Below are 12,791 nucleotides of genomic sequence, written 5' to 3'. Positions count from 1 at the left end.
ACCGGCCGCCGGAACGAAAAAAAATCGAACAAGCCGCAGGTAAGGGCTTGTTCGATTCGATTCCGCAAAAATCAAGTGTTATCTGGAAACGGTAATCGTCGCAGTGTTTCCGGAAACAGAGACGGTCGCATAATCCTCCACATCTTTGACCGGATTTCGCGCCGTGCCGTCCACGTTCACGTTTTTAAATTGGGCATAGCTCCTTCCCGTCACGCTATCGGAGCCGGCAATGGTCGCCAGCATTTTCCACCTGGTTACGCTGGAGACATTGACATTCGCCACCTCCAGAACCGACGTGAGGTACGTATCCGCTTGGGAAGAGCACGTCATGTCGGAGCAAATGGCATAGCCGCTCATCGAGAGTCGCACGCTGCCGTTCAAATTCCGGTAAGCGGTAAGGTTTACATCCGAACCGGGCTTATAGCCGTTCTTATACTGCACCTGATTATAAGGCGACACAAACGTGCCGTACGTCTTGGAACCTTTAAATACGGCCATCACAGGCAGCCATTTATGATTATTGTACGCATTGCTGTACTGCAAGCCCATATCGGTTTCTACCGCTTGGCTGCCGGAGGTTCCGGTAAAGCCCGCATAAGTGTAGGTTGCTCCCGATGGCGCACCAACAAGCTGGTTCGGCGTCGCCAATCGCACCGTCGTGTTGAGGTACGAGCCGTTCGTATTGACAACCGCCCTGCCCCCGATGCCGCCCGGAAGGTTGCCCGCCGCTGCCGCAATCCGCTGGCCGGCATCGCCGCCCGCTTCCGAAGCTGCGGCTTCGTAGACGTAAACCTTCTCCTTCGCCTGCGTCGGACTTTTCTCATAGAAATAGGCGGTATCCCCGTCGATTAACGTGTAATCGACCGTATGTCCAACCGCTGCCGCGCTTCTCTGCAAGCCTTGGGCTTGTACGCTCTCCATCCCCGCCTGGCGCGCCTTGGCCAGCACCTCGTCGATTTTCGCAGCCGTCGCCGTCTTCGTGAAGTCCGTCACTTCCACCCCGCTCATTTCGATCGACACCGGTGCGTCTCCGCTTTTCGCACGCCCCGGCGCATCGCTGGCGCTTATCGCCGTTGGGAACACCGCCATGACCGCTGCCGCAACGGCCAATAAACCAAACCTTTTCTTCATCCAAACCACTCTCCTTGGCTTTAAATGGGATTTCCACTTTAAGTCTACAAAATTCAAATAAACCCATATAAGGGAATATAATTACTTTATTTGGTATTCACATGACAACCTGTGGTAACTCAGCACCGTTTCCGCTTGCCTTCCGCCAAAAAACAATCAAACTACCAAAAAAGGTCATCGCCCTCTTCTACCCTCCCGGGCCTCCCCCCGGTACACTGAAATCAAGCTTCCCCGCACCGCAAACCGTCGTCGAACCAAGGAGGTGCCGCACCGCGTGCGAACCGGCAAAATCAAACGGGCCCGGCTCTGGGCCGATGTCCGCCAAGACTGGGATTTGTATGCCGCGCTTGTTCCCGGCCTGCTGTTTCTGTTGTTGTTCAAATATACGCCGATGTACGGCATCGTCATCGCGTTCAAGGACTTCAACATCTTCGACGGCATGAGCGCCAGCCCATGGGTCGGCTTCAAGCATTTTGAGAAGCTGCTGACCTCCTCGGGCTTCCTGCAAGTGTTTCGCAATACGCTGCTCATTTCCGTATACAAAATCGTTTTTTTATTCCCGCTCCCGATTATCGTCGCCATTCTGATGAACGAACTGAAACATATGCTGTTCAAGCGCACCATTCAGACGATCGTCTACCTGCCGCACTTTTTGTCCTGGGTAATCGTCAGCGGGCTGTTCATCGATCTGCTGTCGGTGAACGGAGGGGTCGTGAACCGGTGGATCGCCCTGCTGGGCGGGGAGCCGGTGAAGTTTTTCCTGGACGGCGAGGTCTTCCGCTCCGTGCTCGTCGCCTCCGCCGGCTGGAAGGAGGTCGGCTGGAGCACGATCGTCTATTTGGCCGCCTTGACCGGCATCGACCCGCAGCTGTACGAAGCGGCCAAGATGGACGGGGCGAACAAATGGAAGCAGACGCTGCACATTACGCTGCCGGGCCTCGTGCCGATCATCCTGCTCATGTTCATTTTGCGGCTCGGGTCGATTCTGGAGGCAGGAACCGAGCAGATTCTCGTCATGTACAACCCGAGCGTCTACCACGTGGCCGACGTCATCGGAACGTACGTGTACCGGATCGGCCTCGGGGAGCAGGATTACAGCTTCTCCACGGCGGTCGGCTTGTTCGAATCCGTCATCGCCTTCGTGCTGATCGTTACCGGCAACGGGCTGGCGCGAAAATATTTGAAGCGCGGCATCTGGTAAAAGGAGGAACCTCATGATTAAAATATCACACGCCGCGAAGTCCGCACTCCGCCCACGCCGCAGCAGCATGTCGGCTTCGCCCGCCGGGCGGGCGTTCACGGCGCTGAACTACACGTTCTTCGTGCTGCTCGGCTTGACCACGATGTTCCCGTTCCTGAATCTGATCGCCAAGTCGCTGAGCAGCGAGGAAGCCGTCGTTTCCGGGCGCGTCACGCTGCTGCCGGTAGACTGGCAGATCGGCACGTACCGGTATGTCATGAGCCAATCGTTGTTCCTCGCCTCGTTTCAAGTCTCGGTGTTTGTTACGGTCGCAGGGACGCTGCTGGCGCTGTTCATGACGACGCTGGCGGCCTACCCGCTGTCCAAACCCCGGCTGCACGGCCGGAAATGGTTCATTCTGATGTACATTTTCACCATGCTGTTCAGCGGAGGGCTTATTCCGACCTATCTCCTGATGCAAAGCCTGCAGCTGATCGACAAGCTGCCGGTCCTGTTTCTGCCCGCGATGATCAGCGTTTACAACATGCTCATCATCAAAAATTATTTTGAGAGTCTGCCCGACAGTCTGGAGGAATCGGCGAAGCTCGACGGGGCGGGCAATCTGACGATCCTGTGGCGCATCACGCTGCCGCTGTCCCTGCCCGTGCTGGCGACGATCGCGCTGTTCTACGCCGTGGCGTTCTGGAACGATTACTTCGCTTCGCTGATCTACATCAACACCCCGGAGAACAAGCCGCTGCAGCTGTATTTGAAGGAGCTGTTCGTCTCCTCCAGCGATACGTTCCTGCAGCTCGGCGCACAGATAAACGTGGACGCGGCCATGAACACGTCGCCGCAAGCGATTCAAGCGGCCTCGATTCTGCTCGCGACCTTGCCGATCCTGCTCGTGTACCCGTTCCTGCAAAACTATTTCGTCAAAGGCGTTCTTGTCGGCTCGGTCAAGGAATAACCGTAGTGAACCCTGTTTTTACTTCAACCATGACCATCCAAAGGAGGTTTTTCGATGACCAAGAAACTGGCTGCCATCCTGTCCGTGACCGTACTCGCTTCCATCGCAACTGCCTGCGGCGGCGGGGGTCCGGCCCCCGAACCGGCCAAATTGGACACGGCGAAGCCGCAGCTGCGCCAGCTGCTACAGTACAACCGGTTCGATCCGAACAACAACCCGGTCGGCAAATATTTGAAAGAAAAAACCGGCTACGACGTCAAGTACGATATGCTGCCGGTCGAAAACGCGGACGAAAAGCTGAACCTGCTCATGGCGAACAAGGAGCCCTACGATATCATGAAGCTGAACGCGAACCAGTACGCCAAGCTGTCTTCCTCTGGCGCGCTGGAGCCGCTGGACGACTTGATCCGGAAGTACGGCAAAAACATGCAGGAAGCGATCGGCCCGGCCTCGTGGAACGGCGCCAGACTGAACGGCAAATTGTACGCCATCCCGGAGGGCAGCTCGGGCGTGGCGACCGGCACGGCGCTCGTGTACCGGCAGGATTGGCTCGATGAACTAGGGCTGAAGCCTCCGGCGACCCGCGACGAGCTGTACGCCGTGCTGAAGACGGTCAAGGAGAAGAAAAACGTCATCCCGATAACCGGGGGCAAAGATCCGTTCCACGCGGAGATCGGCTCCACCTTCGGCTGGTATTACGGTCCGGGCACGAACTGGAGCGAGAGCGACGGCAAAATCGTGCATATGGTCGAAGACCCGAAGACGAAGGACTATCTCGCGTTCATGAAGAAGCTGTACACTGAGGGACTGCTCGACGCGGAATGGGCGATCAACCAGCCGAACAAGCTGCTGGAGAAGTTCACGAGCGGCAAGGCGTTCATGTTCCGGTCCGGGTGGTGGGACGCCGCCAATCTCAACAACGCGCTGGCCAAAAACTTCCCGGATGCCAAGATCGGCATCCTGCCTTACTTGACGGGAGACAGCGGAAAAGCGGCGCAGGTCGGCATCGGCGGCGTTCCGTGGTTTATCGCCATCCCGAAGTGGTCTCCGAATAAAGAGGAAGCGATGAAGTATTTGGACCTCAAGCTGGAGAAGGATATTTTCAAGGGGCTGGCGATCGGCCAGGAAGGGGTACACCATGAAGTGAAGGACGGAAAGTACTATCCGATCCTGCCCAAATTCAACGACGAATGGAACTTCGGAAGCGACTTTCTGACGGGAACGGACGAGAAAAATTACGAGGCGTACTGGCAGGCGCGCGTTCGCAAAAACGAGTTCGTCCAGAGCTATTACGAAACGTACCAAGCGAATGCGAAAGGAATCCTGTACCACGACGCGCTGACCTACGCCCCGCCGATTGCGGACATCTCGAAACATTCGCAGAAGCTGCAAAAGCAGGCCGAGGACGCCTTCATCAAGTACGTCACCGGAGCCGAGCCGCTGGAAACCTACGACAAGTTTCTGGAGCAATGGAAAGCAAGCGGCGGCAGCGACATGATCAAAGCGGCCAACGAATGGTATGAGAGCAGCCGCAAGTAACGCCGCACAACAGCCCGCCTGACCTTTTTCGGTTACGGCGGGCTACTCACGGTAGTGAGGTTAAATTTTCGCCGGCCGTTGGCGGGAGTCATTCTTATCTTCGTTCGGAAGCTTGATTTTTAACCAGATACAGACAGACGCGAGCACCAGAAACAATACGCCGCTCCAGGTAATCTGGCGTGTTCCCATATGGGCCAGAAACCACCCGCCCAGAGCGGTGCCAAGCGTGACGCCCAAATTCGCAAAAGAAACAAATAAGCTGTTGGCAAACTCCGGTGTTTCCGGGGCCTCCGAGGTTAGCCAAGTTTGGCTTACAATCAGACCGCCGGTAAAAACGGCCCCCCATACGATGATAATTGCAATCATGGGAATGGAGTAGCTTCCGGCACAAAATATCAGTAAATAAATGGCGCCAAGCACAAGAGGATAAAAAATAATGGTTTTTACCCTATTTTTGCTTAAAAATTTCGCCGCTTGCAGATTTCCAAAAATACCGCTGGCCCCAAAAAGAACTAACATGACGCTTACGATTTTACCGTTCATCCCTGTCACGACCTTGAGATATTCCGCAAAATAGGAGTAGACGGAGTATAAGGCCGCCAGGATGAAGCAAGCCGCTGCAACGTTAAGCCATAATTGTGGTTTTGTCAAAATCGTCAATTGCTCGCCATAAGATAATTTGCTTTTTACGGGTAAGGATGGAATAAAAGCCGCAATTCCGACCAGTGCGATGGCATGGATGATAGAGGAAAAAAGAAATGCGGCTTTAAGCGAAAACTGATCCCCGATAAACGATGTGATCGGAACGCCTATGACCATCCCGACCGTTAGCCCAATAAAAACTTTGGCGACTGCCGTGGCACTTTGTTCTTTCGAAACGGAGCTTGCTGCCGCTGCAAATGCTACAGAAAAATAAACCGGATGAAGAAAAGCGGGCAGCAGCCGAAACAGCAGTAAGGCGGTAAAGGTTGGGGCAAAAGCGGAAAATAGATTCGAAATGGCGAAAACGGCAAGTACCCCGGCCAACATCTTTTTTCGGTTTATACCGGAAAATAAAAGGGTCATAAACGGACCGGAAACGGCAATGATCAATGCAAACATGCTTACAAGCGTGCCTGCTTGAGAGGCGCTTATTTGAAAGTGCTCCGCAATTTGCGGCAAAATGCCCACGATGCCAAGCTCCGTATTTATTATGCCGAATACTCCGAGAGCGATAGAAAATGTGAGGAATGACTTGTTCATTTGCAAGGGTGTTCATCCTTTCGATTGCGCAATATCAAAGTATTAGTATATTTTTAGTTGGTTTTAATCCGGTCCCGCCTTATAATTCGCTATGAAAAGCGGCAAAGGACTTGTTTCATACTTACTTTTGTGGCTTTTCAGGCTTTTGCTTTGATGCGTGTGAGGCGTAATAATTGTTCTCCATTTCCTTATAAGTAACGATTTTATCGGCGAGTAAATGAAGATTATTCTGGAGTTCAATCATATTTTGTTGAACTGCTCTGTAATGTTCTTCGAGGAGAATCCTCCTTGCCGTTAGAGTCGAATCCCCCTGCCTCCGCAGTTCAGCGATTTTTTGCTCTATAAAAAAAGCTTTTTTCTAAAAGATTGTTGCTTTATAGATGACAGTAGTGGGATTATCCTAAAAATGTTATGATTGCATCAGTTTAAGATAGCCGCATGACCGAGTGGTAAATATTGTAAACGAAAGGGCGTTATTTATGAAGGTTGCAAGCGCAACAATGGATGACCTCAAAGGATGGTTAGAGCTAGCTTCTGAGGTTGAATACCTATTTGGACCAATGGTAAATGATCCAAAGTTTATACAAGCATTAGAGAAGAATATAAATCAAGATAGCGCTTATTGTGTGAGAGAGAACGATGGATTACCCGGTTCTAAATTGCTCGGTGGAATTTTATTTTCAGCATCAAATGCCCCAAAATATAAAATTGGTTGGTTATCTGTTTCATCGAAAGCGAGAAATAAAGGAATAGCAACAGCTTTGGTAGGTCATGTTTTGAGACTTATCACTGTTCCATCAGAAGTAGTAGTTATTACATTTGGTGATGATATTCCAGATGGGCAACCCGCAAGAAAGTTGTACCAGAAGTTTGGTTTCATTCCGTTAGACGAGTTAATTCCAAATGGTCCAGAAGGAGGTAGTCGTCAGAAATTTAAGTTGGATTGCCTAAAAGAACCTACTTTCGTAAAGTTTGGCTTTTGACATGATGCCATAAGCATTGCTTTTGGGGTCATTTTTCTCCAATTTCCTTATTCGTCTCTAAGAAGCGGAACCAAAATAAATAGTTATCCAAGTATCGTGTAGCCACACCATTAAATCGATTCATCCAATTTTTGAGGCGACTGTGATACGAATTCACATGTTGGATATGATAGATACCTTTCTTTACATGTACGCCTTTACGAGCATTTATTACTTCATGGTTGATACTGATTTGTTTTGCAAATGATTTATAGTTGGTTGCAGAATCCGTACATAATACAGCATCTTATGGATAACTTTGCCAAGGGCTTGATTGATTTGAACAGAAGTTATTCGCCCACGTCCTGCCAATTGTGAGAAGATACCACCATTTCGGTCATTAGCTACAACAACACAAATCTGTTCATTACTAATGCCTCGTTTTTGGGCTGAACCACCACGTTTGCGTGATTTACGGTGTCAAATCCCACCTTTTTTGCCCTTCTCGCTTTCTATGAAATGGGTTTCATCACTTTCAACAATACCCCTTAGAGTGGTATGACCCAGTGAGCGTATTGCATTCAAGATTTTATGTCGCCAATAAAAGGCAGTGGATATATGGATCTCTAATTTTTGCGCAATTTTGGGTAATGATTTACCTTTACCTTCAACCATCATTTCAAAGTATCGAAGCCACTTATGAGGGTGATGTGTACCAGAGAGTGGACTTCCGCTCATGTCGTTAAAGGTTTTTCCACAATCCTTGCACAAATAGCGTTGCCGTGAACGATACTTTCCGTTTCGTTTCAAACTCAGACTCCCACAGTGAATACAAGCTAGCCCGTTACTAAATCGAACCTCACGTATGCCTTCAATCATGTTTGTGATATTGGTTTTCTGTTCTGGATACAATGTATCCTTAATGGCATCATACAATTTGACCTTTCCGGTATGGGGTATATCGTAGAACTTTTCATAAAGTTCTGTCCACTCCACGGAAATCAGCTCACTTTTTGTAGTATTGATACTGTTATTATAACAAAATTTGGGCTAGGTTCGTTTTATAGCAACAATATTTCAGAAAAAAGCTATAAAAAACGAAACCCGCCATAACCGGGTTAGGCGGGCGTAGCGTATGCTCTTCGCAGCGATAGTTAAAATCGAATTTCGGCGCCTTGAGCGGCGGACTCGTAAATGCCGCACAGCATCTTCATCATCTCGACGCCGTCCTCCACCGGGCTGATCGTTTCCTTCGTGCCCCGGCATACCTCGATAAAATAATCGATCTCGTCCTGAAAGCCGGAGGCGAAATCGAACGACAGATTGTTGATCTGCGGGACGATATTCAAAATCGTGTCGTGCCGCTCCGTAATGATCGCAAGCTTCGGCTCCAGCTCCACGCCGCCCTTCTCGCCGTACAGCTTGACGGTCAGTTCGTCTTCCTTGGCGTGCAGGGAGAAGCTGACGTCCACAAGCAGGGATGCCCCGTTCTCGAAGCGGATCATGGCGTTCGCCAAATCCTCCACATCGTTGTGTCCGGCGTCGTAATCGGCGGCCTTGTAGAACGCGAGGTTTTTAATGTTGGAGCGGTTCCCGAGCTTGCGGTACGTATTGCCGGATACGGACTTGACCTTCGGCCTGCCCATCATATACCAGCACAGATCGATCACGTGAACGCCTACGTCGATCAGCGGTCCCCCGCCGGAACGCTCGATATCCGAGAACCAGCCGCCGGGGTTGCCCAGCCTGCGGATGCAGGACGCTTTGGCGTAGTAAATGTCGCCAAGCTCCCCGTTCTCCGCAAACTGCTTGACGATGCGCGTGTTCGCAGCATATCTGCGCACAAAGCCGACCTGCAGCGTCTTCCCGCTGCGGCGCACGGCCTGCTCCACGGCTAACGCTTCCTCCACCGTCTTGCAAAGCGGCTTCTCGCAGAGTACATGCTTCCCCGCATCGAGCGCTGCAATGCTGATTGGCGCGTGGCCGTTATTCCACGTGCAGATGCTGACCGCGTCGATATCGGGGCGGGACAGAAGCTCGCGATAATCCGTATACACGTGCGGAATGCCGTATTTTTCCGCCTTCGCTTGCGCTCTCGTTTCGTTAAGGTCGCAGATGGCTGCGAGTTCTGCTCGGGGATTGTTCCGATACGATTGCAGATGCAATTCCGAGATCGAACCCGCTCCGATGATGGCAATGCGGATTTTATTGCTCATGAAAGCTACACCTCGTTTTATGATCAAATAAGGTTTACCCGCTCGGCTAAATGGCGTGCATCGATGGCCAAGCCAGCTCCACGCCTTCCCTTGCCAGCAGCGACTGGAACGCCGAGAGCTGCTGCGCGTTTCCGCGGACGGCCCGCGGGCTGAGCCGCTTGTCGATGCAATAGGCGGCAAGAGCGCCGGCCGCTTCGCCGATGTTCCACTCGACCGGATGAAGCCGGTAGCAGCCGTTCGTAATGTGAGTGACGCCCAAATTTTTGCAGGCGGGCAGCAAGTTCTCCACGCGGATCGGAATCATACTGCCAAGCGGAATTTGAAACGGCAGCGACGAAATATCGATATAGTTCCGTCCGGCCGTGCTCGGATGCAGATCGATCCGGTAGGCCCCGATGCCGACCGAATCGTGGAACGCCGCCGCTTGGCCGCCAGGGCGGCAATCGGCGCCCACATGCTGCTCCAATACGGTAAATTCGGCCCGGATGCGCCGCGATTCGCGAATGTACGGATACATCGCCAGTCCGTCCTCCGTGCCGACGATGTCGGGACGCAGGCGCAGGCCCGGGTGACCCTGACCGCCGTCCGGTCGGGGCGCATCCGTCTGCAGCCAGTACAGCAGCGACAGGCTGAGCTGCTTGGCACCCTCCAGATGGCGCCGGCGCTCCTCTTCGCTCACCTCGATGACGGGGCCCAGCCAATAGTCGTTTTGCGGCCAATTGACGAGCGTCGCATGGCTGCGGTACGTACCTTCGGCAAAGTGCGATTTATCGACAATCTGCCGGTAATGAAACAGCGAATAGCGCTCCGTGCCCGGGAACAGCTCGTAAGTGACCGGCTCCAGCGTAGACGGGCGCACACCGGTCCAGCTCAGCTGCTTATCCGGCCAGAAGTCGGCCCGATAGTTCCGCCAGAACGAGTATTGTGCGGGCTTCGCGATCGTATGATCTTCGCCGGGCAAGTAATCCATCGCGAAGCAGTAGGTGAAGCCCTGCATATCGAGCGGGTCGGCCGCTCCGTCCAAGGCGTGCGGCTCGCCGGTCTGGCTGCGGGATTCCGCGCCGGTCACGTACTCGACTCCCGCCAGCGGCAGTACATCCCCGCACTCGGTTGCGTCGATCACATAAGGCGCGGTCAGCACGGTGCGGTCCCCGGTCCGCAGGCAGCGTACCGTCACTGAAACGACGCGATCCCCATCGGTTTCGGCACTTTCCGCCGTATGTCTCGTCAAGATCGTTAGCTGTCCACTGTGAACGTACGGAGCCAGCATCTGCTGCAGAACGGCGAGCGCCGTCCGCGGCTCGTGGCACAACCGGCTGACGCCGCCGCTGCCGGGATTCAGCAGCAGATTCGCCCTTGCCGCGGCCGTCAGCGGAAAATGCCGCCGGTAATAGCCACGCACGCCGTCCCGGAACTGCCGGTAGCTGCGCGTACAGCCGAACTGCTCGATCCACGGATGCTCATCCGGCGGCACCGCCTGGCTCGTCAGCTGCCCGCCGATCCATTCAGTTTCTTCGGTCATGATCACGCGCTTCCCGAGTCTGGCCGCGGCCAACGCCGCCGCACATCCGCCGGTTCCGCCTCCGATGACGACGATCTCCGCCTCCCGCTCTCGGATCATGGCCTGCCCTCCCCATGTGTACGATTGTACTCATCTGCAAAAGCATAGCTTCCGCGAATGCCCTCGGCTTCATCGTCTGTCCCTTCGTACTCCAGCACGTACGCCCCGGCATAACCGGACGCTTCGAGCCGTTCGATCAGCGAAGCCAGACGCGTATCGCCCTCGCCTGCCACGGCGCCTTCGAACGTCTGGCCGCCCAGCGATTGGTACCTTCCTTCCGGATGCCGCTTGAAATCCTTGACATGGACATGCGCAATATAAGGCAGCAGCGGCTCGATCGCTTGCGAAGGATGCTCGTCGACCAGCAGGAAGTTGCCCGTATCGAACGTCGAGCGCAGTGCTTTTGACCCGACTTGCTCGATGATGTCCTTCACCTGCCCGCCGCGCCCGGCCAGCTGACCGTGATTTTCCAGAGCGAGCGTAATCCCGGCCTCTTCCGCCAGCTTCGCCGCTTCGGACAGGCCGCTTATGATCCAGCCACGCGCCTGGTCGTAGTCGATTCCGGGATGCAGACTGCCCGAGAAGACGCGAACGACGGACGTGCCGAGCGCCTTCGCCACCGGGAACGCGTCCGTAATTTCCCGCAAGGCCGCCAACCGCCCTTCCTCCGAGGCGCTGACGAAATCGTTGCCGACCGCATAGCTAGCGACCCGGATACCGCTCTCCCGGGTGTAGCGAACGACCTCTTCAAGCTCCACAGCTTGATTTTTCCAGAATACGTTCAGCAGCTCGACCGAATCGATACCCTCCTTACGGCAAAACAATAAAAAATCGATGACCGTCCACCCGTCTGCTCTCACCGTACGATGCAAGCTCCACATGCTTAACGAAAGCTTCATAAGGCTCCTCCCCAAAACGCGGATAGCATTTGAATTTGAGAATGTTCTACCCCCTCATTGTATTCAATGGCCTTCGGATTCAATAGAGAGAACGATGACTTCTTCTGGTAAATCGATGCTGCGTTCATGAAAAAGACCGGACAACAAAAAAACGGGCGGTCCCGGAGGATCACCCGTCTTCTATGTGCTATTCGGCGTCAAAGCGAATCAAGACCGCCGTTTTGTCGTCGGATACTTTGAACCGCGGATATTTGCGGCATTCCTTGTCCTCCGCCTCCAAATTCATCAGCCACTTCGCATACCCTTCCAGTGACATTTCCTTGATGAGGGTAACGAGTTCGCCGATGCCGTCGGCTGGCGGCTGAGCGCTCGTCTTCGGAGGGAACAGTCCGTCGCTCACGATCAGAATCGATTGCAGCTGGATGCGGTTGATCCGTCCGTATTCGATAAAATCGTTCGCCTCGGGCTGCCCGCTGAGCACGGAGTAGCCGCTTAACGTATTCATCCGCGATTTGTTGCCGCGGATGTGCGGCTTCACCAGCTCCCATAGCTCTTCCCGGGTCTGAACGCCGGTGCGGAGGCCTTCCTCCCAAATTTTCTTGGACTCGTAATCGATGTGCGCGACCTGGTCGCGGGATACGGTGCGGATCGTTCCGTCGGCATAGGAGGCGGCGATCATGCAATCCCCTACCTGCGCGTAGTCGATATAACGGTCGTGAACCCGGACAACCGCCAGCGCGCTGGTCCACAGCGCCGCCTGATCGGTCAGATCGATGCCCGCTTCCTTCATTTTTCCCCTCAGACGAACATTCGCTTGGACCACCGCTTCCTTCAGATCGATGCCCGCCAAGTCTTCCGCCTGCAGCGATTCCAAATACTGCTGAATCGTCCGGGAAGCCAAATATCCCCCGGTTTCCCCGTTAGGCCCGCGGAACGGATGCAGAGAGGTCGCTCCGTCAAGCACCCCGTACATCGATACGCCCGGGTTAACGACCAGCGCGTCCTCGTTCCATTCGGCGGTTCCTTTCAGGGTTAACGTTTTTATGTTCATAGTCTCCTCCACCCGATCCTCTGCTTATAGTGGTAAGGCT

At 53.9% G+C, this 12,791-nt stretch carries 10 protein-coding genes and 1 pseudogene; 4 read left to right on the top strand and 7 right to left on the bottom strand.

Going from position 1 to position 12,791, the window contains the following annotated elements; all coding sequences use genetic code 11:
• Window positions 1-78: 78 nt before the first annotated feature.
• Entirely contained in the window at window positions 79-1,131 is a 1,053-nt protein-coding gene (locus KQX66_RS05495) for a YrpD family protein (protein ID WP_216790721.1), read from the bottom strand.
• A 274-nt stretch (window positions 1,132-1,405) separates the two neighbouring features.
• On the opposite strand from KQX66_RS05495, the gene KQX66_RS05490 reads away from it, so the two are divergent.
• The 3 genes from KQX66_RS05490 to KQX66_RS05480 all read left to right on the top strand — a co-directional run bounded on the left by KQX66_RS05490 (window position 1,406) and on the right by KQX66_RS05480 (window position 4,820).
• On the top strand, window positions 1,406-2,332 hold the full coding sequence (locus tag KQX66_RS05490; protein ID WP_216790718.1) for an ABC transporter permease: 927 nt from the start codon (window positions 1,406-1,408) through the stop codon (window positions 2,330-2,332).
• A gap of 67 nt (window positions 2,333-2,399) precedes the next feature.
• The gene (locus KQX66_RS05485) at window positions 2,400-3,281 is read left to right on the top strand and encodes a carbohydrate ABC transporter permease (RefSeq protein WP_216791070.1); all 882 of its coding nucleotides are present in this window, start codon (window positions 2,400-2,402) and stop codon (window positions 3,279-3,281) included.
• Between the two features lie 54 nt (window positions 3,282-3,335).
• The gene (locus KQX66_RS05480) at window positions 3,336-4,820 is read left to right on the top strand and encodes an extracellular solute-binding protein (protein ID WP_216790716.1); all 1,485 of its coding nucleotides are present in this window, start codon (window positions 3,336-3,338) and stop codon (window positions 4,818-4,820) included.
• Window positions 4,821-4,880: 60 nt separating this feature from the next.
• Here the strand turns inward: KQX66_RS05480 and KQX66_RS05475 are convergent, their stop codons facing one another.
• The gene (locus KQX66_RS05475; protein ID WP_438804172.1) at window positions 4,881-6,068 is read right to left on the bottom strand and encodes an MFS transporter; all 1,188 of its coding nucleotides are present in this window, start codon (window positions 6,066-6,068) and stop codon (window positions 4,881-4,883) included.
• Between the two features lie 473 nt (window positions 6,069-6,541).
• On the opposite strand from KQX66_RS05475, the gene KQX66_RS05470 reads away from it, so the two are divergent.
• Window positions 6,542-7,045 carry a GNAT family N-acetyltransferase gene (locus KQX66_RS05470; protein WP_216790714.1) on the top strand — a complete coding sequence of 168 codons (504 nt, stop codon included), beginning with the start codon at window positions 6,542-6,544 and terminating at the stop codon, window positions 7,043-7,045.
• Here the strand turns inward: KQX66_RS05470 and KQX66_RS05465 are convergent.
• The 5 genes and pseudogenes from KQX66_RS05465 to KQX66_RS05445 form a co-directional block, all read right to left on the bottom strand.
• Window positions 6,988-8,026 (bottom strand): annotated as a pseudogene (locus KQX66_RS05465) (IS1595 family transposase). The gene KQX66_RS05470 and the pseudogene KQX66_RS05465 overlap by 58 nt on opposite strands.
• 152 nt (window positions 8,027-8,178) lie before the next feature.
• Entirely contained in the window at window positions 8,179-9,240 is a 1,062-nt protein-coding gene (locus tag KQX66_RS05460) for a Gfo/Idh/MocA family protein (protein WP_216790712.1), read from the bottom strand.
• Between the two features lie 46 nt (window positions 9,241-9,286).
• On the bottom strand, window positions 9,287-10,861 hold the full coding sequence (locus tag KQX66_RS05455; protein WP_216790710.1) for an FAD-dependent oxidoreductase: 1,575 nt from the start codon (window positions 10,859-10,861) through the stop codon (window positions 9,287-9,289).
• Window positions 10,858-11,700, bottom strand: a complete 843-nt coding sequence (locus tag KQX66_RS05450) for a sugar phosphate isomerase/epimerase family protein (RefSeq protein WP_216790707.1) — start codon at window positions 11,698-11,700, stop codon at window positions 10,858-10,860. The genes KQX66_RS05455 and KQX66_RS05450 overlap by 4 nt, the downstream gene beginning before the upstream one ends.
• Window positions 11,701-11,887: 187 nt before the next feature.
• Entirely contained in the window at window positions 11,888-12,751 is an 864-nt protein-coding gene (locus tag KQX66_RS05445) for a protein phosphatase 2C domain-containing protein (RefSeq protein ID WP_216790705.1), read from the bottom strand.
• Window positions 12,752-12,791: the final 40 nt, after the last annotated feature.

The organism is Paenibacillus oleatilyticus, from assembly GCF_018998565.1.
Lineage (GTDB): Bacteria > Bacillota > Bacilli > Paenibacillales > NBRC-103111 > Paenibacillus_G > Paenibacillus_G oleatilyticus.
The sequence above is the reverse complement of the archived record's forward strand: the minus strand, read 5'-3'. Positions and strand labels throughout refer to the sequence as shown.